Consider the following 24,981-nt stretch of genomic DNA (forward strand, 5'->3'; position numbering starts at 1 on the left):
GTCACCGAGTTACCATTAGATGGGAATGAGTAATAATAGTTAGTAAATTATTTTTAATAAGTTATAACTAATTAGGAGGCGTAACTTTTATGGCAAAGTCGAAATGGGCAGTAGATGCAAGTCACAGCAGTATTGACTTCTCCGTTAGGCACATGATGATTGCTAAGGTTAAAGGCACATTCCACTCGTTCGAAGCACAGGTTGAAGCGGATGCGACAGATCTTTCGTCGGCCAATATTTTTTTTCAGATTGATATAAACAGTATTGATACTAGGAATACGGATCGAGACGCGCATCTGCGTTCAGCCGACTTCTTTGATAGTGAGAAGCACCCCACAATGACGTTTCAGTCTACGCAAGTTACAAAAACCGGCGATGGGGAATACGCGTTAACCGGCGATTTGACGATACGCGGCGTTACGAAGCCCGAAACGTTCGAAGTTACATTTGAAGGCACAGGCAAAGATCCATGGGGCAATGAGAAGGCTGGCTTCAGCGCAGTTGGAAGCATCAAACGTGCAGATTTCGGGTTAACCTACAATGCTGCACTGGAAACAGGCGGAGTCTTGATTGGCGACGAGGTCAAAATTTCAATCGAGATTGAGGCTGTTGAGCAGCCTTAATTCATTCATACGAACAGCAGACTGGGAAGCTCCCCGGTCTGCTGTTTTTTTTATGCCTGAAGAGGAGCTTGCAGCTAGATTTCAACCATTGGCAGCTTAAAGCTAAAGATGGATCCTAGGCCAATCGAACTTTTCACTTCCAGCGATCCCCCGTGATCAACGGCAATCTTTTGACAAATGGAAAGGCCTAGACCTGTCCCATTTTCCTTCGTGGTATAAAAGGGATTGAAGATTTGCTCCATTTGGCTTTCGGACATGCCTTCGCCAAAATCTTCAATTTCAATGATCGCGAGTTCATTTTCCTGTTTAATGCGCACGTGAACATCGCCGGGATGCTTCATCGCTTCGAACGCATTTTGGATCAGATTGAGCAGAACTTGTACAATTTTATCCCGATCGATGAAGATATAAAGGGCTTCTTCCGTATCTTCAAAAATAATGGTATGCCCACGATAAAGCGCATCCGATTCTGCTAATGACAATACGCGATCCAGACACTCCGTGATAGATTCCGGCTTCATGTTGCTGATATGCGGTTTGGAGAATTGCAGGAATTCCGCGGTCAGCTCATTCATTCTTCGAATTTCATTCATGATCAATTCATGCCAAGGCTGGATATTGTATTGGCTTCTGGTCGCAATTTGCATGAAGCCTTTAATTGTTGTAAGCGGGTTGCGAATTTCATGTGCCATCCCTGCCGCTAATTCGCCGATCATCTTCATTTTCTCGGAGCGGAATAGATGCTCCTCTCGTTTAAGCCATATTTCACGTTTGCTTTTGAACAAGCGCTCCTCGGCCAAAGAGATGAGTTCTTCCTTTGTCGAAGCTTCAAGAGGATGCTGGGCAAAGCTGTAAGTCACTTGAAAGCCTAAAATATTCGAATCCAAGGATTCGCTAATGTTAGAAATAAGGTTCTCTTTCTCTGGTAAAATGAGGGCAAACCGATCTCCCGCATAACGAGACATGGCATAGGAATCATAGAAGATGCTGCCGAGCAACAGTGCAATCTGATTTAATGTTTCATTACCATTGTGTATATTCTCGTAATTTACCGATTTGAAATCCTGGAAGTCCAATAAAACTAAAACAAAATTTAAGCGTTTAATCATTAAGCTTTCAATGGTGGTTACATAGCCCTCATAATTGAGCAGCCCTGTCAGCGGATCATGCGTCGTGAGATAATCATTTTCTTCGCGTAAACGTTTCTTTTCTGACTCAGATCTAAGAACATATTGTACAAGCAGCACGAACAAAATGGCACTTGCAATATCATAGATAGAAACTACGAGATTGTAGGTAGTTAAGGGTACATAGGATAAGCGGATGATCGTATATAAACCGATGTAGATGAGTGCTTTCTGCATGGTGTAGGCATACTTCTGCCCGTTTTGAATGGAAAAGCCGATCAAAATATAATACAGCATTAAACACCAATTCAAATGACTGGACCAATGAAACAGAGTGAGGAATATAAACTGAATGTTGGTTAGAAAAGGGAGCTTTCGCTCGAGGACGATGCTGAGGTAAAAAGCGCAGCCAAATACAATGACTGCGGTGATATTTGGCGCATTCCCCATTGCTATGGATGATACCATGGTCAAGCAACAAATAAAGGGGATGCCTATATGTTTGATTATCTTGATGACCAACGGTTAACACTCCCGACTCTTGTATAGAATTGGTAATCTTCATCTTTTAGATTATAAACGAAGTTGGATTCAATATATGTCGGTTTCTGTCATGGATTTCGTTAATTTTTGATGTTTTTTTTTACCGATGATTCCGATACTCCTTGGGAGACATCTGGAATTGCTGCTTGAATTAAATAGCACGCTAAAATAACTGGAGTTGAGGTGCAGATGGGCGGCTACATCCGTTAATCGGCACTCCTCGTTGTAGTGCTCCTCGATGGCTCATGGAGCCGCATCGGTTCATTCAGGCTGCGCTCAAAGCATGGGATGGCTTAACGCGTTATGCGATTGACGCGCAGGGTAATGTGCACGGCGTTTGCAGCGGTTCGCGGTACGCTTTTACAGCAGACTATTATAAGAAAGATCTGCTTACCGTCACGAACGATAACCATGGGGTAGGTATTATGATGCTCGCGGGTACGGAGATCGTTAAGCTGAAGCGCAGTATATAGGGAGAGCGAAGTTTACCTTTTTTTATTATTTCTTTAGGAAATATTAAATTTATCGACAAAATTCTTGTTTACGTTAGGCCTTTTGAACTGTAATATATATAATACAAATTGATTTAGTCAATAAATGAGCTTGGAAAAAGTTCATTAGACAGGTCGAAGCGGTAGTTTAGTATCGCTTTTTTTGTTGCATTGACTTTTACTGGTGGTTCTATTCTAAGGAGGGGTAAGCTTGTTAGTGGCTCAAAAGCAAAAAGGTTTCATTATTCTATGGTTTTGCCTCATACTGTTATTGCCATTTTTTCCGGTATTAACTGTAGAGGCGGCCTCTGGTGGAAGTATTTCGGGTAAAATTACGGATACTAATCAGAATCCACTGGCCCAGACAAGCATTACTGTGTTTGAATCCACATACGGATCTTATCAGTTTGTGAGGACCGTACAATCCAATGAGGAAGGCAATTATGTAGTGAACGGATTGGGTTCTAATACTTATTTGCTGCAAGTAAGAAAAAATGGTTTTGTAGCAGACAATCAAAGTACCGTCATAGTCGTAGAAAATCAACAAGTGACAAAAGATTATGCGCTAAGTGTAGCTGGAGGAGTCAGTGGCTCGGTAACGAATTTACAAGGATTGCAGATCGCGCAAGCGACGGTGTTCGTTCATAATAGCGACTATTCGTATTATGATAGCGCTTATACAGATTCAAATGGGGATTTCTTGATATCAACCATCGCACCCGGTCTTGTAACAGTGGAAGTAACGGCAAATGGCTATGCTAGACAAGTTAATACGGACGTGCAGGTTCAAGCCATTGAAACTACCCAAGGTCTTCGATTCCAGTTGCAACCGGAGGTAGTGATCACAGGGAAGATAAAGGATGAGGCAGGAGTACCCATTTCTGGTGTTTATGTTAGTGGCTATAACGAACAAACACAGAGCGGCTTTTCCAGTCAACCGTCAGACACTTATGGTGCCTTTCGTTTGGGTAATTTGGTCCCTGGTACGTACAGTTTAAGCGTAAATGCCAATGGGTACGTACGTGAGCAAAAAGATAACATACTTGTTACTGCAGGAAGTGAAGGGGAAACGGTAGATTTTATTCTAAAAAAAGCTGGTTCGATAACGGGGAAGATCACAAATACAAATGGTGATCAAGTCGCCGATGTAAATGTTATGGCTTATGATGCCCTTACAAACCGTTATCAGGGTTCAGCGCAATCAGATGCTTTTGGTACGTATAGTTTAAATGCTTTACCCACAGGGAGTTACCGTCTAGAGGTGTATAAAGAAGGTTACCCAAGATCGCAACGTGATGGCGTAGATGTGAGTGCGGGTTCCGTGACGCCTAATATAGACTTCATTCTACAACAGGGAGCAAGTCTAAGTGGGGTAATAACGGATCAATTTGATCGGCCTATTGCTGGAGCAAACGTATATGCAAGCGTATACGCAAGTGATGGCAAAGCAGGCTCCGGTACCGTGACGGCAGATTCAACCGGGAGGTTTCGTATCACTGGTTTGTCGAATGGAACTTACATGCTTAATGTGAGTGCTCATGGATATCTTTCAAACAAGAGCATGAAAACGACGATTAGCTCAGGTCAGAGTCAGGAAGGATTGACGATTAAACTAGCTCCTGCTGCGATTATTTCAGGTCAGGTGATGGTATCTAGCGGGATTCCGCTGAAAAATGCTTCAATTATGGCTTATGATGCAGCTCATTATTATGGATATGGGAAAAGCATCACGGAGGACGGCCGTTACAGCTTGGGGATGCTGCCAGAAGGAACATATGACCTAACGGTGGAAGCAGACGGCTATTTGAAAGAAAAGATATCAGGCATTCCAGCCGTTATTGGACAAGAAAACGCTAATGTGAATTTTACTCTTAGACCTTCGGCGATCATCCAGGGAATGGTAACGGACGAACAAGGGCAGCCTTTGCGTGAGATTAGAATCATACTGAAAGATCCTCTGTATCAAACTGAGATAAGTTCTTTTTTTACGGATAGTTCAGGTCATTTTTTCGTCTCTAAAATGCCAAGTGGAACCTACGCGTTAGAGACTTGGTCGGAAGATTATCTTCCTGATCAGAAAGAGGATGTGAGTGTTACCATCGGAACACCCGTTACAGGGATAAACTTTTCGTTGGTCAAAGGCGGCATTATTACGGGTTCCGTCACCGACGGGAACGGAAATCCGTTGGAAGGGGTACAGGTGTCAGCTATTAGTGAGCAAGGTTCCTACTATAAAGGCACATTGACAAATTCCAAAGGAACTTATTCGTTACGAGGTTTAAAGGATGGCAATTATCGGCTTAGTACCTGGAAGTATGGATACCCGAGTTATGAGAAGAGTGGGATAGTGGTTGACAATCGAGGGACTACATCAGGAGTGAATTTTGTTTTTGCGGACGGCGGACGAATCACAGGTGCGGTAACGGATATTTACGGTAAACCACTTTCAGACGTGGAGGTAAGCATATTTCAGGATCGTAGCACAACGATGAAATCAGCACTAACGGATAGTAGAGGCGAGTATAGCATTGATGGCATACCGAGCGGAACCTATAAGGTTAGAGTAACTAAAAACAAATATATAGAGCAAACGCTAACCGGTGTTGAGGTTGCTCAAGGGGAAACGAGGTCCTACGTTAATCTTCAGATGCAAATGGGCGGCACGGTCTCAGGAATTGTCCGTGATCCTTCGGGGACACCATTGAAGGCGAAACTGATGATAAGTGATGGCGTGCAGTGGAACTTGACAACATCCACAGATTCGGAAGGACATTTTAAGTTTGAAGGACTTCCAGCAGGTCCTTACACGATGGAAGCAGACGCAATTGGGTATTTTCCAACCTGGCAAGGAGATATCTGGGTTAGCGCTAATCAAGAAACAGCTAACATTATAATTACACCAATAAAAGCTGCAACGATATCAGGTTTGATACATAACCCATTTGGGAGTGCAAGCGAGGTACAGTTCACGATTAGCAACGAGCAAGGCAATGTTTTACCCAAAATCCAACCTTCTTTTTCAAACGATTCATATACATTATCACCGCTCGAGGCCGGAAGCTATATGATCAAAGCGATTGTTAAGAACAATACCGTAGATGTCATTCGTGAGAAAGCGATAACTGTTCTTCCTGGTCAGGATCTGGTTAATATCAACTTGGATTTTGGTGAGGAAAGCCAAATGTCAGATGAAGATGCCATCAATCTTGCCGTGCAAGGGTTTAATCAAGAAAATATAAAGGGAAATAACAATAGCCTTAATGAGATTGTTGATCATCTTATATTGCCGACTGAAGGATTGGAGCATACCGCTATTGCCTGGCATTCAAGTCATCCCGATTTGATTTCCGATCAAGGAAAGGTTAACCGTCCAGCTTATACTTCGGGGAATACTTCCGTCACGCTTACCGCTACGGTTTCAAGAGGAACTGCAACGCCACAAGATATGACAATTATAGTGGTGGTTAAACGTCAAGCTATCACGGATGCCGAGTCTGTTGGTTTAACCCTGAATGGTATACAGGAAAACATAATCAAGGGCGGAAATAGCAGTTTACAGCAAATCACTAGCGATCTGAATCTGCAGCAACGGGGGATTGAAGGGACGGAAATCTCATGGTTGTCCAGTATGCCTGCCATTATACAAGAAGATGGAACTGTAACGCGTCCTTCCTTTGATTCAGAGGATGCGAGGGTACAGCTAACCGTAATAGCCCGTAAGGGTACTGAGCAGAAACAGAAGCTTTTCCAAGTCTTGGTGAACAAGAATGAACCAACAGATGAGGAAGCTGTTACCTATGTGTATAATCAACTGATTGATCAAGTTATCGCTGGAGCTAACGGGAATTTGGGTGCTGTCATCCACGATTTGACATTGAGTGAATCTGGGGCATATGGCACACATATTGCATGGACAAGTGAAGATCTTAATGTCATTGCTGCAAATGGAAAAGTAACCCGCCCCTCGTTTGAAGGGATGGATCATACTGTCAAACTCACTGCAGCCGTCAGTAGAGGCTCAATTACTGTTAATAAAGTTTTCTCGGTCGTCGTTAAGGCAGAGACAGATGGTCCCTTTAATTTGACCGTAGAAGATACAAACAGTTCTCCTCTTGGCGGTACTATGGTTCTTATCCGAAATAGTCATAAGGAAACCATTTTATCTGCCGTCACCGATGCACAGGGAATTCTTCATGCTGCTGTACCGCAAGGGGAATATTGGGTTGATGTATACCGCGCAGGATTTCAGCCTGTTGAACAAAAGGTGAATGTGCTTGACGGTCAAAAGACGTTCACCATGGTCAAGTTGACAAAAGCAAGCTTAATCGAAGGGAAGATGACTGTAGATCGGATGACCCTAGAGCAAATTAAGGAAAAAGGGATCGATCCAATTGACATCAGGAATCAGTATGTCTATCAATTCACGACCAGACTAGCCACGCATGAGGTGTCGTATGCAATAAATGGGATGGGTGATTTTGTTGGAGGCGGCAGTGGCAATGGCGGCAATGGAGGGGGCATTCCCCGCGGTATTGACTTAGGTGATGGACGTAAAGCGCAGCTGAATGTCTTCCCGGTACCAGGACATCCGGAAATCGAGCCATCTGTAGCTTACTTAATCATTCCTGCTGAAGTGCGGAGTTTGAAGGAGTTCTTTATGGTGGAGCTAGTGCTGTGGAATTCGTTCAGTTCAGCCTTCAGTTTGGATAATGCCACCGCAACACTATCCTTGCCAGAAGGCTTATCGCTAGCACCAACATCAACGCCTCAATTACTGGAGAATCATCTGGGAAGTATTCCAGGAAGTCAAGAAACACATACGACATGGATATTAAGAGGCGATCAAAAGGGCGATTACAAACTGAGTGCTGATTTTGAAGCGCAGCTTTCCTTATTCAATGTACCTGTCAAAACTCATTTCTTAACGGATGATGCCATCAAGGTTTATGCAGGGGATGCTTACCGAATGCACATCACGGCTGAAAAGCAGGTACAGAAAGGTTTGCCTTATCTGGTCCGCTTTGAGATTGAAAATATGACGGACGCTCCTGTTTACCAGCTTCTTTTTCAACTGAAAGAGCCTAGCGCTGAGGCAGGGTATACATGGGCATACAGTGGGCAGCTTGAACCACGACGAATTGATGAGCTAGCACCGCGCGACAAGGTGTCTTTCGAGTACTTGCTTGTCCCTCTTATCGATGGCGAATTGGATTTAACGAAATCTTTTGTTACGGATGAAAGCAGCGAGATGCCTATTCCTATAGCAATTGATTTTGTTGATCAACTCGGAAATCGAATGAAACGGGGGAACTAGAAAATTATGAAATCAATGAAATTTAGAATAACTAATCTATTCCTAATGATGTGTTTGCTCGTTAGTTTCCTTGTTCCACTCACAGTGGTTTATGCTGAAGGTACGGATCCCTCTGCGGAAGCAAATCCATTTAAAGATATGGAAAATCATTGGGCGAGCCAGGTTGTAAATAAATGGCATGGCTATGATTGGATTCAAGGTTATTCCAATAACCAATTTGGACCCGCTCGGCAAGTTACACGAGCCGAAGTCGTCACACTTTTATTCCGCTCTTTTGAGTTGACAAGTAAGGGGACAGAATCTCCCTATCCAGATGTGAAGAAGAGCGATTGGTTTCATAACGCTGTTACGGCAGCGTATGAGCTTGGGTATGTTCAGGGGTACCCGGATGGATTGTTTCATCCGGAAGAGCCCATTACTCGTAATGAATTGACGGTAGTTATTTATCGGGTGTTAAAACCTGTTATTAAGACAGACTTGGCAACAAAAGGTGGATTCGTAGACGAAGCTGAGCTTCCAACTTGGGCCAAAGAACCCGTAGTTGTTCTAAAGCAGCTGGGGATTATGAATGGATACGAAGACGGTACTTTTCAGGGCTTCAATAAGGTCACAAGGGCCGAAACTGTAGTGGCGCTTGACCGCGCGTTGGAAAGATTCCAAGGTGCAGGCAAGACAGAACCGCCAAACTCAGGAAATCCACCAACGTCGGGTACGACTGGGGGAGGAAATCCTGGTGTAGGCGGCGGTTCTTCTAGCAGTGGAAATGGCTCTAAACCTGAGAAGGCCGTCGTGACTTATTTGTCAGGGGTTACTTCAGTTTCTGAGTCGGCTGCTCATACATTAGATCACGTTTCAGTGGATGGCACAGAGCTTGAGTTTCAAGGTAACTCGCCGGAGCTAGTCGCTCTGAGGCCTAATCAAATTCTTATACTGCCAGCATCAAGTACTTTCCCTACAGGAAATGCTGTGAAAATTGTTTCCGTACAAACGGATAATCAGAAAACGGTACTGAAAGTGAAGAAAGCTGAGCTAGAGGAAGTATTCCAGGTCATTCAAATTAACCAAAACGTCCCAATAAGCCCTGAGGACTTTGTTCTGGAGGAAGGCGTTACTGTAGAGAAAGTGATCCTCGAATCTAAGGCTCCTGCTCGATATGCAAGCTTGAAAATGGATCCAAGCATGCTTCTATCTGCGGCAACTTTTGAGACGGGAGTCAAATTTAAGGTAGCCAAAGCATTTAAAGAAACGACAGCTTTAGGAGATGAGTTTAAATACGATGTCTCTTTCAACGGTGAGTTTACCATAGCTAGTACGGCTGACTTTAATATTGATTGGAGCCTCTTGGGTGTTAAAAGTATGTCTGCGTCCCTGGAAACAAAGCGACAACTCAAGGCATCTATTTTGGGGTCAGCTAATTTTAAAATGGAAGATAAAACCAAAATGCCTAAAGTACTGGTGGGTACGATCCCAAAAATTCAACTGGGCTCGACACCTTTCAGCTTAAAACTGCAATTATTTATCATTATGAATTTAAACGGAGAGGCTAGTTTAGCTGTCGTGTATTCACAGACAGAAAACTCAGTTATGGGGTTTAACTACACAAGTGAAGACGGCTTTAAAGAGATTGCTACTCCCGATTCGGCTTCCAAGGACATTTCGGTCTCTTTGGAGGGAAAAATAAAGCAGGAGATGCTGTTATCGACAGAAGTGAAACTTGAAGGGTTAAATTTTGATTTAGTAAATCTTGCTCTCCAAGCTGGTATACGTTCTGAACTTTCAGGGAAATATTCGTTGGATACAGGCGGATGTGCGAAAATGCAAATTAGCGGTGTTGCTAGAATAAACGTAGAAAATGGCGAGGATCTGAAGCACTTGTTGAAGTTTAATTTAAATCTCTATGACCAAGTTACACCGCCATTCTGGAAGGTAGATACCTGTGTGGCAATTGCAAGTCTTTCTGTCGATCATCCCGAGACCTCGCTGGCGATTGGGGAACGTGAAATTATTTCCGTAAAAGCAATGACACTAGAAGGTAAAGAGATGGATGTCTCTGATGATTCCGAATACACCAGCAGCCGCCCTGACCTCGTCAGTGTTGACGAATATGGTACGATTCGGGTAGAGGATGCCGCACAAATTGGAGACCAGGTAGATATTACAGTTAAGAATAGGAACAAGGAGGCCCATGTGAAGGTTTCCGTTGATATTGGACCGCTTAAAGTGGAGCCTAGCACGATAAGGTTAAAACCTGGTCAGTCAGAGCAGCTCGTTGTAAAAGCACAGATCAGGCCTAACGAATGGCAAGATGTAACACATGCGGCGGGAATCGTCTATGAAGCAACGAATCCAGCGCTTTTAAGCATTAGTGATGCAGGCTTGGTGCAGGCGGCTGCCACACTCTTGGAAGATACAGTGCCGGTGAACATTACCTACCGCAGCAGAACGGCAACGGCTAATGTTACGGTCAAACAAGACCCGCGCGATATAGTTCGTCAAGCGGAAGCTTTTGTAAATCATCTCATGCAAGCTAGTGTGAATCTTCCACAGCCACAGGCTTTCGCCGACTTAAAGAGTGAACTGCAGGCCTATTATTCCGATGCCTATATAGATAAAGTTTGGAAAAAAGTATACGAACACGATCCGAAATGGTATTTGGAGCCGAATTTCTTATATCCGCTTACAGAAGCAGAGAGCAGCGATCCGGCCTATAAAGCTTCGATACGTGAGGATATTGGTAAAAGCTATGTGAATGTCGTAATCAAGTTAAAGAAAGCTTCTGGAAGTGTAACGGAGATTCATTATGAGTATGTGTTAGTAAAGCTGCAGGGTATGTGGTATCTTGATGAATTGCGAACTTAACCTTTAAGCTAGAAACACAAAGAAGACTGTCATTCACATGAGATGAATGACAGTCTTTTTTCCTGTTAGCAAGTAAAGGAATCAATAAAACGTAAATCGATACCGAAGTACATCCAAGAGAAGCCATTCCAACGGAAGCCTGCAATGGAATTATGACCGACAAAAATCGGGTAATACCAGAACTGCTGGCCATTGCTCAGCCATACATAGGTGAAGCGGAACATACAGCGTCTAATGCCACCTGGATCTACAGCGAATGTAGCACCGGCAGTTTTATGCGGCTTTTGCGGGGTGTACGCAGGAGGAGCCGATGTTGGCGCCTGCTGATTGCCACCTGGCACGCCTGGGCTTGGGAATCCAGGCTGCCCCGGGAATCCAGGCTGTCCCGGGAATCCAGGCTGTCCTGGGAATCCAGGCTGTCCTGGGAATCCAGGCTGCCCTGGGAATCCAGGCTGTCCTGGGAATCCAGGCTGTCCTGGGAATCCAGGCTGTCCTGGGAATCCAGGTTGCCCTGGGAATCCAGGCAAACCGGGCTGAGGGAAACCTGCTTGTGGGAAACTTGACGTCAAGTTTCCAGAGCCGGGTAAGCCTACGCCAGGCAGGCCGGGAAGCCCGATCATGCGTGTGTCATAAATAGGTACCCAAGCGTAGGCTTGCGGTACAGGATAGCCGTATCCATAAGGCACGGTTTGAGGATAGGAATCTGCATACGCAGGGTTAATTTCGGGCTGCTGCAATACGTCATTGTCCCGTTCCAAATTCCGAGTCTCTTGTTTTTTGTTTGAAGTCATGGATCTAAGTTCCTCCTTAGGTTAAAGCGGATTAGTCGATACTTACTATATGCAGGAGGATAGACGAATGTCACGGTTAGAACTGGTCAATAGGAGAGTTTTTGCCAAACTATACCAATAGTCCTAATTATATTTTGATTTATGAAGGGTCTAGGCTTTTTATCCTATTAATAAAAGGAAAATACGGGATTTACCTCCCATGGTTGTAAACTTATTTGTCGTATATAATAGAAATTGGTTATATTTTGAAATAATTGGGGCGGGGTTAATTGAAAGAACTTACGGGGAAAATGTTGAAATACGATGTAACAACGAGCTATGGACTTGTATTAGCGCCAAGCTTAACCGTTCTAACGGCAGAGCATTTAGATTTATTTAGACAGCATCGTATTGACTTCATGGACATTATTACGACAAATCCCCAAGAGCAACTGGAACAAGAACTAGTCGTCACCGACTCCCAAGCTTCTTCAGAAATTCTAGTGCAGAAGGCTTCTCAGTTCGCCAAACATTTATTTGAGCAGATGGAGTCAGAGAAGAAAATCCCTTTGTACGATATTAAGAACCAACTCATTCCTATTGTGCAGCAAGCGGCCGAACATCCTGATTTATTTGAATTACTTGAAGCCGTTAAGGCTAAGGATGAGTACACGCATCAACACAATGTCGGAGTAGGCATACTTTCGACACTTATCGGAAAGTGGCTTAAATTAGAAGATAAAGAAATAGCTTTGTTGACGCTAGCTGCTACCCTGCATGATGTTGGAAAAATTAAAATATCGCAAGACATTCTCCAAAAGCCGGGGAAATTAACAAAAGAAGAATTCAACGAAATGAAACAGCATACGATTCGAGGCTATAACATGCTTAGGGAGACCGTTGGAGTCAACTACCGAGTGTCACTTGTCGCCTTGCAGCATCATGAGCGAGCAGATGGAAGCGGGTACCCCATGGGTTTAAAAGATAGCCAAATCGATCGATTAAGCCGTATTGTAGCCGTTGCCGATGTGTTCCATGCCATGTCCTCGACTAGACCGTACCAAGAGATGATGCCATTCTATGAAGTCGTGCGACAGATGCGCGCGGGTCTTTTTGGAGAGTTGGATCCGCAAATCGTATCCGTGTTTCTGAGAAATATGATTCGAAGTTTAGTTGGCAGGAAAGTGAAGTTGACGGATGGTCGATGGGCGGAAGTCGTCTATATTAATCCTACAGATGATACAAATCCACTTGTAAAAGTAGATGAAGCATTTGTAGATCTTAGCCGAGAACGCCACATTCATATAAAGGAAGTTGTTGTATGATGCATAATTCAAACGCGGAGAATACAGTTTTGCAACAATTTTTCACGAATTATGGGCTGACACAGCGAGAATCGGAGATCCTTTCCCTTATCGCAACTCACGGTTACACAAATAAGGAAATTGCTGAAAGCTGTTGCATCAGCGAGAAAACAGTCAAGATTCATTTAGCGAATATTATGAGCAAGATTGGAATCGGCTCCATGCGCCGGCTGCTGGCGCTACTTTTGCAGCAAGCGTTGATGGTTTCAGGGCTTACAAACGAGAAGAATTTAGTGAAATCTGTGGGAATGAATTAAACAAAAAGAGAAGGCCTTTCGAGGTGCTTTTCTTTTTTTTTATGGGTATTTTTCGTGATACAATTTGGAACTTAAAAAAGGAATATTTTGTTGACATGATACGAAAAGTATCTTAAAGTAGTAATAGAATTAAGATACAAATAGTATCATTCAATTCATAAGAGATGACTTCTCACGGAGGGGAAACATGGAAATTAATTTAAAAGAATATTTGATGATCATAAAGAAGCGTTGGTGGCTTATTGTCTTAATTGTATTTGGTTGTACTCTTCTTACAGCCATGTATACGACTGCCAATTATGTTCCGATTTATCAGGCTTCGACCAAATTAATTGTCAATAAAACATTCGAGCAGGATCAACTAGGCACTGAGCAAATCGACTATGGAGCAATTGGTGTTAATATGGCCCTCATTAATACGTATAAAGAAATCATTAGAACCCCAGCAATTATGGATAAAGTCGTTCAGCGATACCCTGATTTAAATGTATCTACCGATCAATTAATTACGATCGTGAATGTTTCGAACCTCAATGAAACGCAAGTGATGTCGATTACGGCTCGACATTTTTCACATGATAGAGCGGTGAAGATTGCGAATGCGGTATCGGATGTCTTTCAAACAGAGATCCCCAAAATTATGAAGGTTGATAATATCACCATTCTGAACAGAGCCAAAGTTCAGGACAATCCCATACCTGTGAATCAAAAATCAAATCAGTATATCATCCTCAGTTTTGTTGCATCGCTCGCTGTTACAATTGGTATCATTCTTCTGCTGGATGCTCTAGATGATACATTGAAAACGGACGAGGATGTTCGAGAAGCATTTGAACTCTCAACCTTAGCTTACATACCGAAAGTGAAGACCAAGGCACTAAGAACGACGCAGAAAAATAAATCTAGGAAAAAAGTGGAGGATATTGCATATGCCAAAACAAGCCACTGATTCTGCCATTACGATGCAAAAGAATCCCAATTCTCCTGCGTCAGAAGCTTATAGATCATTAAGATTTAATATCGATTGTTCTGTATTCGGTCGTGAAGCAAAGACGATAACAGTCACTTCTTCAGGCAGAGGTGAGGGGAAAACAACGACAGCGATTAATTTGGCCGTTGCATATGCACAAACTGGCAAGAAAGTGGTTCTCATAGACGCTGACCTGCGAAATCCATCGATTCACATGACATTTCGTGAAGATAATGCAAGAGGGCTGACCAGTTATCTCGTTAATCAGAGTGCACTGAGTGAGATTATTCGCGAATCCTCCATTGAAAATCTATCTATTGTAACATCGGGTCCCGCTCCTCAGAATCCTTCTGGCTTATTAGCATCCAATCAAATGGATGCCTTACTGTCAGAGCTTAGTGCGGAATATGACATGGTTATTGTGGATACAACCTCCATTCTAACGGTAACGGATGCCAAGATCATGGCAACAAAGTGCGATGGGACACTCCTCATCGTCAAGTCGGGTAAAGTGAAACGTGGTATTGCCAAGAAAGTGAAAGAGGAGCTCCATCTTGCAAATGTGAATCTAATTGGCGTCGTGATGAATGAAATTAAAAGCGATCATGCGTCGTCGTATCTTTGACCATTGCGGGAAATCAAAGTAAGGGGAGAGAGTTTATATCCAATGAGAAAAAAACGGCGGAAGTCGCAACCGAAAGTCGTGAGAACCCTTTGCATTTTGACTTTAAGCATTGGCATATTGGCAGGGTGCTCAGATACGGCAGTTAATAATCCAGACAGCAATTCCATGTACAGTGATCAAGCGCCGAAAAGCATTAAGGCATTCAAGGTCATTAAACAAAAAATCGGTGATCCGCTGGAACGTGCGGCAGAAGCGCAATCATCCGCCCAATTTGGCATTACGGCCAAGGCTGCCGGGGATATTGATCAAATTCTCAAGAAGCGCGGAGATATGGTTCAAGAAGGCGATGTGATTCTCCGGTTGAAGTCGGGCGATCTCCAAACGCAGAGAGAATCCGCGGCTCTTGCAGTACAAACGGCTCAGGAAGCGATAGAAAAAGCAAAAGTAAAAGCTAAAAAAGAAACGCAAGTCCAGAAGCTGGATATGAGCAATGCCATCCAAAAGATGGAACTGGCGATGACCAGCTTAATGCGAAATTACAATAAAATGAAGAACGATTATGATATCGGACTGGTTACGAAAGCTCAGCTATATCAGATGGAAACGCAGATGATGAGTGCCCGTATGGATATGGATCAGCTTAAACAGAAACTAAGCACAGTAGAACCACAGGAAGTTTCTGCTGAATTGGACGTACAGCTCAAAAGTGCTCAGGTGAACCTGCAGCAGCTTGACCAATCTATGAAAAACCTTGAAGTGAGAGCTACGGTAAGCGGCTTATTGACGGAGATGCCGATGGAAGCGGGGATGACACTGCAGTCCGGAGCTAAGGTTGGTGTCATTCAGAGGCTAGACCCGATTAAAATTAAAGCACAGTTATCGGAAGCGGAAACGAATCAAATCGGTAATAAAGCTGAGCTCTCCTACTACATAGTGGGAGCCAACGAGAGATACAAGGGAGCTATCAGTTATGTCTCCAAAGTTATCGATCCGGAGACGAAAGCCTATGAAATTAATCTTGAGGTGCCGAACAAAGATTTGGCTTTGAAACCTGGGACGAAGCTGAAGCTTCAACTGACGGAAGAGAAGGACCAAATTGTAGTGACAGTTCCTACCTATAGTATTGTCAAAGAAGGCGACAATGCTTATGTATTCGTGCTCACAGGAGATACCGTTGAGAAACGCAGCATCCAATTAGGCAGATTGAATGAGCCTAATCAAGAAGTCCTCTCAGGCCTCAAAGAGGGAGAACTGGTTGTAAAAACGAGCCCAAGTCAGTTAAGCGATAAAGAAAAAGTTCAAATGACGGCTATTGAAGAGCAATAAATAAAATTGGAGTGACTTGACTTGAAAATAAACTGGAAACATACGTTGGTTATGTTCATTTTATCCGTTTCACTAGTGATTCCATCAGCGGCTTTCCATGTAGCAGCCGATGAAAAATATGCATCTACAACGACGGTGAAAAGCTATCCATTGACAAGTGATATCAAGGTAGAAGTGAAAAGTGTTTTAAATGAAACAACCTCTGAAGGAGGTAGAATCGGCACAGTTGTACGTCTGTATAACGATGGGGATCGCTTAACAGGTGTGCCTGAGTATGAAGTTCGTGCTAAGACACAAGAAGGCTTGGAATATATCTTGCGTCCAAGTCAGGCTAATCCCAAAAACATTCAACCTAAAGAGACGGTAGAGCTTAGTTATATGACGATCATTGAGCGCTATGATCTCTTTTCACTAATTGAGCTTTCTTTCTATGATGTAGATGAATTCGTTTATCCCAAGCAAGAAAAGAAAATCATCTCCCTGCCGATTTCAGACATCGAATGGAAGGGTGAAAAGGCCGTCCTTACCGATCCTTCAACGATGAAGAAATGGGAAGATAAGTTCACGATTCCAGTGTTATCTACCACACTGACGTACAAGCCGGTCAGCCTTGCTGAACAGAATACGCCAGACGGACCCATGACGATCGTTACATTACTTGTTACGAATACAGGAGATAAGAAAACAGTAATCCCTGATTTCCGGATAAATGGAAAAACAGAGAATAAGATTTATAGCGGGAAGAGAATAGAGAAAGATCCGATCACCCTAGAACTGGGTGAGGAGAATTATATCCATTATGCGATTCCGATTCGAGATAAGATGGAATTGAAAAGTTTATCGGTCCTAACACCAGAAGACTTCGTTGGCGAGGACAAAATACATATCAATTATTTGATAGGTAGATTAACAATTACGCCGCCAGGAGCTAACAATGTACGGTTCTTTATGAATCAGTTGACACAATATGAGTGGAATAAACCGATCCAGATTGATCCGTTATCGAAGCTAATTCGACCAGAGATCAATGTTTCCATGGTGGATCTCCGTATGTATGAAAGTGCTGGCGGAGGATTTAAAGCAGCCGTTGCCAAGTTCAAGCTGCTTAATAAAAGTGAAAGTCCATTGCAGGTCCCTCACTTCCAGACTGTCCTAACAAGCATTAGCGGTAATAAATATCTGGGTACAAGGCAAAATACGCAGGTGGAAACACTCATCCCCAATATTAGTTATGTCATCTATTACTCGTTTATTATTCCAAATGCAGAAACTGGTGAGCAGCTGGCCATGGAGATTACGGATGGGAAAAGTGTAGAGCCTTACAACCTTTCACTTGCAGCCTTTAAGACGAAAGTTATGGAAGAGACCGAAGATAAGGATGCAGCATTCTATCCTTTTCAAGTCACTTTGAATAATTGGTCACTGGGGACCTACTACAATAACGGACAGGGAGGCATATCCTATTCGTATAGAAACAATTTAGATTTTGGTATAAAGCTTCGGGACGAACTTGTCGTCGATCAAAGCTTTTCAAAAATGAGGCTGGAGTTCGCTGATGCTAATAACAGAATCATGGCTTCAAAGGTCCTTTCCTTTACGGGTGAGAATAAGTTGGTTAGCGGAGCACAATCCTTCGAGTTTAACGCGGATCGATTGGAAACTACGGTATACCTTCGAATGTATGAAATCATTGATACGCCATTTGGAGAAGCAAGACGCCTTGTCCAAACTGTGAGACGATAGGAGAGCGAATGCGATGAAAGATGAAACGAAGAAGGAACCCAAAGTGTATACGCGTCCATTGGTTCTAAGTCAACAACCCGTTCGCTTTGAGACAGCGCAGAGCTGGAATAAAGGACATGGCAATCAGAACCACCCTGGTAAAGGAAATGGAGGCATCCATTATCCCAACCCTCCGTATAATGGACCGCAAAAAGGCGGCGGGAATGGTAAGCATAACTAAAAATTTTCGAAGAGGTTGACGGCAAACTGCCGTTGACCTCAAATTTCAATAAAGTCCCAAGGGGATGTACAATGACGCGTATTCACACAACGATTGGGGAGCATCTTATCCAAATCATTTGCGACTCAGAAAAGATAACGAAGTGGATTGGGCGAAATTTTCCAGTGGCAAACACAATCAAACTTCAGCCGGATCTCTTTATTCAACTTAAAGAGGGATATGGGACTGCTTTTGTTGACTACCACGTAGAGATTTCCAAAGAATCGGATAAGATTTCATTCCAACGGGCCGATTATTTGATCGAGACTAGCTTGGATTATCGTGACTCTAACATTTCCGTACATAATGAATTGGCGTTAAAACACGCATTAATGAATCTATACAGCTCCTATCTGGTTTACCATCAGTGGGGACTATTGATTCACTCATCATGTGTGATAGAAAAGGGCAAAGCCTACATGTTTGCAGGTCACTCAGGAGCCGGCAAATCTACTGCGGCCAAGCTATCGCATCCAAGGGAACTACTTTCCGATGAGGCAACCATTATTAAAATCGCTCCTGGTCAGATTACCGTCTATGACTCTCCATTTCGGAGTGAACTGGTACGAACAGGCGCAAGTGAGACTAGCCCGTTAACAAACATATATTTATTGCATCAAGCAATGAATAATCACATCGTTCCACTTAACAAATCGAACAGCCTTCTTTTTCTTATGAATAAAGTGTTTTATTGGTCTCACAATATGGATGAAACAAGGAATATCTTCCGGTTGTTGCAGCAATTGGTCCATTCGGTTTCGATTTCCGAGCTGCATTTTCAAAAAAATGAGACATTTTGGGAGTTGATATCCTAATGACCCAATACCTTCGAATGAATGATTATGAGTTTATTCAGCTGGACATGGAATGTATTATTTTGAACACGGATGAATTTACGTTGACGAAATTAAATGAAGTAGGCGGATACTGCTGGTCGCTACTCGGCGTAGCACAGACAGTAAGTTCCATAAGCGAAGCGGTACGTGAGGAGTTCGCATCCTTCGGCGAGAACGTTGAAGAGGATGTTGAGGCATTTTTGGCGGAAATGATAGGGCGAGGCTTGGTCCAGTATGCAGTTTCCTAAAGAATCCATACAACTTCTTATTCGTGTATTGTCAAAAAGGGGCTGGATTGAACTTCCGGCGCGTGGAACAAGTATGTACCCTTTTATCAAAAAGGGAGATATTTGCCTTTTCACCGTCATCCAGACGGAAAGCATCAAGAAAGGCGATATCCTTCTATTTCGTACATTAGGCGGCAACTTGGTTGCCCATCGATTTTGCCGGATGGTCACAAGGAATCAGCAGTTGCATTACCTTTGCAAGGGTGACACCAATTTAAAGCACGATGAAGCTATTGGGCTGGATCAAATGCTTGGGAAACTGACTTGGATTGAGCGAAATAGGCGGATCATCCATGTAACGGATCTGTTCGCTAATATCTGGGGCCGAATCGTTCTAACATTTCCAATGATAGCGTTATTATTAAGATTTTATCTAAATCGAAAAAAAAGCTTTCAAGTCTAGACTTTCAGTGGAGTGTCGCAGGTATGATTGGGATGTTGACAATAAAAGAAGTTCGCACGACTTACTCCATATTGAAGCCTTACATGGTTACTCATCGTAAGGCATACATGGGGCTATTCCTCTTGTTATTCGTGGATATTGCTTTAACGCTATCATTCTCATGGTTCTTTGGTAATCTCACGGATGCGGCTATTCATAGCAATTTTGGACTTATGAAATGGTTGGTGCCCTTAGGCGGTTTTCTTGTTGTCGTGAGTATTACATCGACCTATTTGACCACACTGTGGGAGACCATCGCAACAAATGGGGTAAAAAAGGACTTCTCTGCTGATGTATTCAAACATATCATGCAGCTGCCAGGGAAGCATATTAATGGTAAGCACTCAGGAGATCTATTGTCGCATTTTACCAATGATATTCATAACCTTGATGGGATTATTGGCAGCAGCCTTATTAATTTGATTAAATTACCGTTCATCTATATGGCTGTTTTCATTTATTTGCTCCAAATCAGTTGGAAGCTAGCGCTCATATGCGTATTCGTGGCGCCTGTGGCGATGGTTTCCGGGGCTATTCTTGGCGTCATGCTTCGAAAAAATAACCGGTTAATTCAGGATCTGGTCGCACGAATGAACGTACTGCTGAATGAAACGTTTAACGGACTTTTCGTTATCCGTTCTTTCCTAATGGAAAAGACCATTTTCGCCAAGTATGTAAGTAGAAATCAAGAGCTTTATGCACTAGAGTTGCGTAATGCCAAATTACGTGGATGGTTTTATGTGGGGAGCCAGGCGGCTGCTTCCGTCACATTTCTGATAAGCCTATGCTTGGGTTCCTACTATGTCTCAGGCGGTCTCCTAACCGTAGGTGCACTATTAACCTTCATCAACCTTGTTAACCATTTGGTATATCCACTGACAGAGCTAGCCGGACAATGGGCAGGCCTTCAGAAATCCGTTTCCGCCATGGAAAGAATAGTTAAGATTCTGGACATAGAGATTGAATCCGTCAGTTTACCTGAGGCGATTCATTATAAGCCTATGTTGTCATCCATTCATTTCAAAGATGTTTCGTTCAGTTACGATGGACAAAAGCATGTATTTGATCAATTAAACTTGCAAATTCCGGCCGGCAAGGTCGTCGCTATTGTCGGCTTAAGCGGAGCAGGGAAAAGCACTTTGTTTCATTTGCTTCAAGGTTTTTATATGCCGCAAGCAGGTACCATCACAATAAACGGTCAATCGACAGCTACGCTTACGGTTTCTGAACAGAGAAGCTTATTTGCTCATGTATCCCAAGAAACCGTGTTATTCAGCGGAACGGTGAGGGAGAATCTGCAGTTAGCCAAATCGGGTATCACAGATGCCCAGATGATACAGGCAGCGTCCATTGCGGGGATACATTCCTTTATTACCTCTCTTCCGTACGGTTATGACACCGAGATCGGGGAGAGAGGCTCTACGTTTTCCGGTGGGCAACGGCAGCGAATGGCCATTGCACGTGCCCTATTAAAGGATGCACCGATACTTTTGCTGGATGAGGGGACGTCAGCCTTGGACAGCGAAACGGAGTATCATGTGCAAAAGTCGATGGAAAGGCTGCTGTATAATCGCACCACGTTAGTGATAGCTCATCGACTATCCACCATACAAAATGCTGATCTCATTATTGTCATGGATGAAGGAAAGATCGTGCAAATGGGCCGTCATGAAGAGATCATAAGGCAGGAAGGGTTGTATCGTCGATTATACCGGTTGCAATCGGAGAAAGGAGTTCCAAGTGATGATCATTCCTTTGATACACGCGTTGTATGATCCGCGGGCTTCTTTACCTCAGGATATTACTTTTTATGAAAAGGCGCTTGAGGATATTGCGTTTTTTGGCGTAGCTTCCCAGGTTTACTTTTTAATCAAACAGCAGGGCAGATGGTCTCAGGTTCCGCTCTTTTTCCAAGAACGATTAAAACAACCCTATGAAGAAACGTTATACCTCACTATTTTTATTAAAAGTCAAACGGACCAGCTGCTTAAGAAATTCGAAGAGTTGGCTATTTCCGTGATTCCGCTTAAAGGCGTCTATTTTGCTGAGAAATATTTTGGTCACCTTGGAGCTAGAGGGACAACCGATATTGATGTGTTAGTGCAGAAGCATGATTTGGTGCGGGCTATTGAGTGTGTGAAGTCGCTTGGTTATACAATCGAGCAAGAGAGCACAACGTCGCATTTCCACTGGAGCTTGTCTAAAGCGTTGCCCCATTGTTCAGTTCCGCTCACAGTTGAACTCCATTGGGATTTATTAATAGAGAAAACTTCGAATTTAAAAATGGACGAATTTTGGGGAGAAGCGACTCAAGCAGCATCTTTCCATTATGTTAAGGAGCTGTCTGTTTACCATACCTTTTATATGATTTGTCTACATGGCTGGAGTCATTATATGAATTCACCCAAATATTTTATAGATATCATACAAATTCTCCATTCACGGCAGGATCAGATTGACTACATTCGGTTATTAGAGGATGCCGCTTCACATAAAACGTTACGAAGAATGAGAAGAACATTGCTCATCGTCTATCGTTATTTTCCTCATCTATCGGAGATCAAAGAATTGCCATTCCCTTTCCGAAATAAAATTAACCTTTATGGGGAGTATGGGGTAAGCAAAGGGCGAAAATATAAACAATTTGTCAGTAAAGTCTATCATAAATTTTTTAATTTTGATTCACTTGCACATTCAGGGGCAGCGCTTTCTCAGTTCATATGTAATCTAGGAAAAGTGATGTTTTCGAGTGAGATGAAAAAGTTTTAGTTAGCTGTTGACAGTAAAGAAGTAAGATGATATTCTGAAATTGTTCTCGATAAAGAACGACATGTGGTCAAATAAATCAGAAATAAATAGGAATCTTGAATAAGTATTTTAAGGATTTCTTACATCTAATTGTTCTTTAAAAAGAACGTCAAAACGTGTGAACTACCAACTAATTAATCGTACTGTGGGGTATAAAATGAGTGCCATAGCCGGGATATTCCATTATGATCAAGAACCCATAAATATCGAGCATGGTTATCGCTTGATGTTCGATTTAGAGAAATATCCAGCTGACGATGTTCAGGTATGGCACCATGAGAAGATCTTCCTGGGCTGTCATGCACAGTGGATCACGCCAGAATCGATTGGTGAGCGATTGCCCTATTATGATCAGAATAGAAAGTTAGCTATTACGGCTGATGCGATCATAGATAACCGAGATGAATTATTTGAGAAACTTCAAATAGAGCGAGAACGGAGAGCTGGGTTACCTGATAGTGAGCTCATTTTACTGGCTTATCACAAATGGGGGGAAGATTCTCCAAAGCATTTGATTGGCGATTTTGCCTTTATGATTTGGGATGAGAGGAAGCAAAAGCTTTTTGGAGCTAGGGATTTTTCGGGATGCCGAACACTTTACTTTCACCAAAACCAGAACTGCTTTACTTTTTGTACGATTATGCAGCCACTGTTTTCTCAGCCGCACATTTCGAAAAAACTTAATGAAGGATGGGTTGCTGAATTCTTAGCCATTCCTCTGACTGTTGATGCAATGGATGGAACAGCTACTGTGTATGAAAATATTAAACAAATACCGCCATCTCATTCGATTACAGTGATGAATGGACAAGTGACCTTTGCTAGATATTGCAGCTCGCCGATGGGGCAGCCATTAAAGTTAAAGTCCAACGCGGAATATGAAGAAGCTTTTCGTGAAGTTTTTCAACAAGCGGTGTCAGCTAGGTTACGAACACACCGACAAGTAGGGGCCCATCTAAGCGGAGGGCTCGACTCAGGGTCCGTTGCAAGCTTTGCTGCAAGAGCGCTGAGAAACGAGAATAAACGGCTGCATACTTACAGTTATGTTCCAGTTGATGATTTTAAAGAGGATTGGACACCTAGGAGCAGATTTGCAAATGAACGTCCGTATATTCAATCCACCGTACAGCATGTTGGTAACATTACCGACAACTATTTGGACTTTAAAGGGCTTAGTCCTCTTTCTGAAATAGATGATTGGCTGGAAACAATGGAGATGCCCTATAAATTTTTTGAAAATTCCTTCTGGCTGAAAGGAATCTATGAGAAAGCCAACCAGCAGGAGATCGGAGTTCTCCTTAATGGACAGCGCGGAAATTGGACTATCTCTTGGGGACCTGCGCTAGATTATCAAGTTATGCTAATGAAAAAATTGAAGTGGATACAGCTTCACCATGAAGCAAAGCTGTTTAGTAGGAATATGGGGACTGGAAGGAAACATATCCTCACGCTGGTAGGTAAGAAAGCCTTTCCATTCATCGGGAAAATGTTTGCTTTCAAAGAAGAAGCTCCGTTTCCGAAGTTGATCAGTCCACAATTTGCCCAAAGGACTAATGTTCATACAAAAATTCAAGAACATGGCTTTGATAGGACAGATTACGAAGCTCAAAGTGCGTATGATATACGGAAAAATCAGTTTGAGCAGCTTTACTATTGGAGTTTGAACGGTACGATAGGGACGAAATTATCCTTGCGTTACTCCCTTTGGGAACGTGATCCAACGAATGACTTAAGGGTCGCTCGGTTCTGTTTATCCGTACCAGAAGAACAATACGTTCAAAATGGTGTCGATAGATCGTTAATCAGAAGAGCAACTGTAAATTATTTACCTGATGAGATTAGGTTAAACCAACGAACACGTGGTGTGCAGGGTGCTGATGGTGTTCACCGTATGGTTCCATCGTGGGATGCTTTTATCCAGGAAATTGAACAGAATATGAAAGATCCTAGGATTATTGAGTACTTGAATATTCAAGAACTAAAACTTGCACTCTCAGAGATTAAGAATGCGAAGCCTGAATATGTGTACCAGTTTGGCTTCCGAATATTAATGCGTGGATTAATATTTTCGCGCTTTATTAAAAATTTCGCATGAGAGGGGGTGAGTAAATGCAAAATACGAAAAAAGAATGGGCAACTCCTACATTGGAAGTACTTGATGTGAAGATGACAATGGCGGGCCCAGGGATCGCACGTCCTGATGCGGTTCAACCGGATCCAACAGAAATAATTCACTTTAGCTAACTGCTACTAACTTAGAATGTGGTACCTATTGCCCTTATACTGTGACAGGTATAGGGGCTTTTATTAAAATATCGTGCGTCAAGACTCGAAACA

At 42.9% G+C, this 24,981-nt stretch carries 21 protein-coding genes; 18 read left to right on the top strand and 3 right to left on the bottom strand.

The annotated features are described in order from the left end of the window. The first annotated feature begins 89 nt into the window (after positions 1-89). Positions 90-623, top strand: a complete 534-nt coding sequence (locus tag AC58UW_RS23065) for a YceI family protein (protein ID WP_497422940.1) — start codon at positions 90-92, stop codon at positions 621-623. A 74-nt stretch (positions 624-697) separates the two neighbouring features. Here AC58UW_RS23065 and AC58UW_RS23070 read toward each other — a convergent pair whose 3' ends face one another. Both AC58UW_RS23070 and AC58UW_RS23075 read right to left on the bottom strand, forming a co-directional pair. Then, positions 698-2,218 (bottom strand): sensor histidine kinase, encoded by a 1,521-nt coding sequence (locus AC58UW_RS23070; RefSeq protein WP_497422941.1) that lies wholly within the window; start codon positions 2,216-2,218, stop codon positions 698-700. A 123-nt stretch (positions 2,219-2,341) separates the two neighbouring features. Beyond that, positions 2,342-2,533: a helix-turn-helix transcriptional regulator gene (locus tag AC58UW_RS23075; protein ID WP_497423066.1), complete on the bottom strand. Its 192-nt coding sequence runs from the start codon at positions 2,531-2,533 to the stop codon at positions 2,342-2,344. Between the two features lie 5 nt (positions 2,534-2,538). Between AC58UW_RS23075 and AC58UW_RS23080 the strand changes: the two genes are divergently transcribed. From AC58UW_RS23080 to AC58UW_RS23090, 3 genes are all read left to right on the top strand, one after another. Continuing rightward, positions 2,539-2,766, top strand: coding sequence for a glycoside hydrolase family 88 protein (locus AC58UW_RS23080; protein ID WP_497422942.1), 228 nt, complete (start codon positions 2,539-2,541; stop codon positions 2,764-2,766). A gap of 235 nt (positions 2,767-3,001) precedes the next feature. Next, complete coding sequence (locus tag AC58UW_RS23085; protein WP_497423067.1) at positions 3,002-8,098, top strand: carboxypeptidase regulatory-like domain-containing protein; 5,097 nt, start codon at positions 3,002-3,004, stop codon at positions 8,096-8,098. A 45-nt stretch (positions 8,099-8,143) separates the two neighbouring features. Beyond that, positions 8,144-10,957 (top strand): S-layer homology domain-containing protein, encoded by a 2,814-nt coding sequence (locus AC58UW_RS23090; protein WP_497422943.1) that lies wholly within the window; start codon positions 8,144-8,146, stop codon positions 10,955-10,957. A gap of 65 nt (positions 10,958-11,022) precedes the next feature. Here AC58UW_RS23090 and AC58UW_RS23095 read toward each other — a convergent pair whose 3' ends face one another. Continuing rightward, positions 11,023-11,577 carry a collagen-like triple helix repeat-containing protein gene (locus tag AC58UW_RS23095; protein ID WP_497423068.1) on the bottom strand — a complete coding sequence of 185 codons (555 nt, stop codon included), beginning with the start codon at positions 11,575-11,577 and terminating at the stop codon, positions 11,023-11,025. 440 nt (positions 11,578-12,017) lie between these two features. On the opposite strand from AC58UW_RS23095, the gene AC58UW_RS23100 reads away from it, so the two are divergent. From AC58UW_RS23100 to AC58UW_RS23165, 14 genes are all read left to right on the top strand, one after another. Continuing rightward, a complete protein-coding gene (locus tag AC58UW_RS23100) occupies positions 12,018-13,052 on the top strand; it encodes an HD-GYP domain-containing protein (RefSeq protein ID WP_497422944.1) in 1,035 nt (344 codons plus the stop codon). Continuing rightward, on the top strand, positions 13,049-13,348 hold the full coding sequence (locus tag AC58UW_RS23105; protein WP_497422945.1) for a response regulator transcription factor: 300 nt from the start codon (positions 13,049-13,051) through the stop codon (positions 13,346-13,348). Before AC58UW_RS23100 ends, AC58UW_RS23105 begins: the two co-directional genes overlap by 4 nt. Before the next feature lie 187 nt (positions 13,349-13,535). After that, positions 13,536-14,297: a YveK family protein gene (locus AC58UW_RS23110; protein ID WP_497422946.1), complete on the top strand. Its 762-nt coding sequence runs from the start codon at positions 13,536-13,538 to the stop codon at positions 14,295-14,297. Next, a complete protein-coding gene (locus tag AC58UW_RS23115) occupies positions 14,278-14,943 on the top strand; it encodes a CpsD/CapB family tyrosine-protein kinase (RefSeq protein ID WP_497422947.1) in 666 nt (221 codons plus the stop codon). Before AC58UW_RS23110 ends, AC58UW_RS23115 begins: the two co-directional genes overlap by 20 nt. A 42-nt stretch (positions 14,944-14,985) precedes the next feature. After that, positions 14,986-16,269 (top strand): efflux RND transporter periplasmic adaptor subunit, encoded by a 1,284-nt coding sequence (locus tag AC58UW_RS23120; protein WP_497422948.1) that lies wholly within the window; start codon positions 14,986-14,988, stop codon positions 16,267-16,269. A 21-nt stretch (positions 16,270-16,290) separates the two neighbouring features. Beyond that, complete coding sequence (locus tag AC58UW_RS23125; protein WP_497422949.1) at positions 16,291-18,012, top strand: hypothetical protein; 1,722 nt, start codon at positions 16,291-16,293, stop codon at positions 18,010-18,012. A gap of 13 nt (positions 18,013-18,025) precedes the next feature. After that, positions 18,026-18,232 (top strand): hypothetical protein, encoded by a 207-nt coding sequence (locus AC58UW_RS23130; RefSeq protein WP_497422950.1) that lies wholly within the window; start codon positions 18,026-18,028, stop codon positions 18,230-18,232. 71 nt (positions 18,233-18,303) lie between these two features. After that, the gene (locus tag AC58UW_RS23135; protein WP_497422951.1) at positions 18,304-19,086 is read left to right on the top strand and encodes a hypothetical protein; all 783 of its coding nucleotides are present in this window, start codon (positions 18,304-18,306) and stop codon (positions 19,084-19,086) included. Then, a complete protein-coding gene (locus tag AC58UW_RS23140; protein ID WP_497422952.1) occupies positions 19,086-19,355 on the top strand; it encodes a PqqD family protein in 270 nt (89 codons plus the stop codon). Before AC58UW_RS23135 ends, AC58UW_RS23140 begins: the two co-directional genes overlap by 1 nt. Further along, positions 19,342-19,797 carry a signal peptidase I gene (locus AC58UW_RS23145; RefSeq protein ID WP_497422953.1) on the top strand — a complete coding sequence of 152 codons (456 nt, stop codon included), beginning with the start codon at positions 19,342-19,344 and terminating at the stop codon, positions 19,795-19,797. Before AC58UW_RS23140 ends, AC58UW_RS23145 begins: the two co-directional genes overlap by 14 nt. A 23-nt stretch (positions 19,798-19,820) precedes the next feature. After that, complete coding sequence (locus tag AC58UW_RS23150) at positions 19,821-21,611, top strand: ABC transporter ATP-binding protein (RefSeq protein ID WP_497422954.1); 1,791 nt, start codon at positions 19,821-19,823, stop codon at positions 21,609-21,611. Next, positions 21,580-22,605 (top strand): nucleotidyltransferase family protein, encoded by a 1,026-nt coding sequence (locus tag AC58UW_RS23155; RefSeq protein ID WP_497422955.1) that lies wholly within the window; start codon positions 21,580-21,582, stop codon positions 22,603-22,605. The genes AC58UW_RS23150 and AC58UW_RS23155 overlap by 32 nt, the downstream gene beginning before the upstream one ends. A 196-nt stretch (positions 22,606-22,801) precedes the next feature. Then, entirely contained in the window at positions 22,802-24,739 is a 1,938-nt protein-coding gene (locus tag AC58UW_RS23160) for an asparagine synthase-related protein (protein ID WP_497422956.1), read from the top strand. A gap of 14 nt (positions 24,740-24,753) precedes the next feature. Continuing rightward, complete coding sequence (locus AC58UW_RS23165) at positions 24,754-24,888, top strand: paeninodin family lasso peptide (RefSeq protein ID WP_497422957.1); 135 nt, start codon at positions 24,754-24,756, stop codon at positions 24,886-24,888. Positions 24,889-24,981 lie beyond the last annotated feature (93 nt).

The organism is Paenibacillus sp. J22R160 (assembly GCF_059692135.1).

Excerpts from the sequence above, each read along its gene's own strand:
- AC58UW_RS23130 (WP_497422950.1), top strand. The coding sequence starts at position 18,026 with ATGAAAGATGAAACGAAGAAGGAACCCAAAGTGTATACGCGTCCATTG.
- AC58UW_RS23140 (WP_497422952.1), top strand. The coding sequence starts at position 19,086 with ATGACCCAATACCTTCGAATGAATGATTATGAGTTTATTCAGCTGGAC.
- AC58UW_RS23165 (WP_497422957.1), top strand. The coding sequence starts at position 24,754 with ATGCAAAATACGAAAAAAGAATGGGCAACTCCTACATTGGAAGTACTT.
- AC58UW_RS23155 (WP_497422955.1), top strand. The coding sequence starts at position 21,580 with ATGATCATTCCTTTGATACACGCGTTGTATGATCCGCGGGCTTCTTTA.
- AC58UW_RS23070 (WP_497422941.1), bottom strand. The coding sequence starts at position 2,218 with ATGGTATCATCCATAGCAATGGGGAATGCGCCAAATATCACCGCAGTC.
- AC58UW_RS23095 (WP_497423068.1), bottom strand. The coding sequence starts at position 11,577 with ATGATCGGGCTTCCCGGCCTGCCTGGCGTAGGCTTACCCGGCTCTGGA.
- AC58UW_RS23065 (WP_497422940.1), top strand. The coding sequence starts at position 90 with ATGGCAAAGTCGAAATGGGCAGTAGATGCAAGTCACAGCAGTATTGAC.
- AC58UW_RS23090 (WP_497422943.1), top strand. The coding sequence starts at position 8,144 with ATGATGTGTTTGCTCGTTAGTTTCCTTGTTCCACTCACAGTGGTTTAT.
- AC58UW_RS23135 (WP_497422951.1), top strand. The coding sequence starts at position 18,304 with ATGACGCGTATTCACACAACGATTGGGGAGCATCTTATCCAAATCATT.
- AC58UW_RS23105 (WP_497422945.1), top strand. The coding sequence starts at position 13,049 with ATGATGCATAATTCAAACGCGGAGAATACAGTTTTGCAACAATTTTTC.
- AC58UW_RS23110 (WP_497422946.1), top strand. The coding sequence starts at position 13,536 with ATGGAAATTAATTTAAAAGAATATTTGATGATCATAAAGAAGCGTTGG.
- AC58UW_RS23145 (WP_497422953.1), top strand. The coding sequence starts at position 19,342 with ATGCAGTTTCCTAAAGAATCCATACAACTTCTTATTCGTGTATTGTCA.
- AC58UW_RS23150 (WP_497422954.1), top strand. The coding sequence starts at position 19,821 with ATGATTGGGATGTTGACAATAAAAGAAGTTCGCACGACTTACTCCATA.
- AC58UW_RS23115 (WP_497422947.1), top strand. The coding sequence starts at position 14,278 with ATGCCAAAACAAGCCACTGATTCTGCCATTACGATGCAAAAGAATCCC.
- AC58UW_RS23080 (WP_497422942.1), top strand. The coding sequence starts at position 2,539 with ATGGAGCCGCATCGGTTCATTCAGGCTGCGCTCAAAGCATGGGATGGC.
- AC58UW_RS23160 (WP_497422956.1), top strand. The coding sequence starts at position 22,802 with ATGAGTGCCATAGCCGGGATATTCCATTATGATCAAGAACCCATAAAT.
- AC58UW_RS23120 (WP_497422948.1), top strand. The coding sequence starts at position 14,986 with ATGAGAAAAAAACGGCGGAAGTCGCAACCGAAAGTCGTGAGAACCCTT.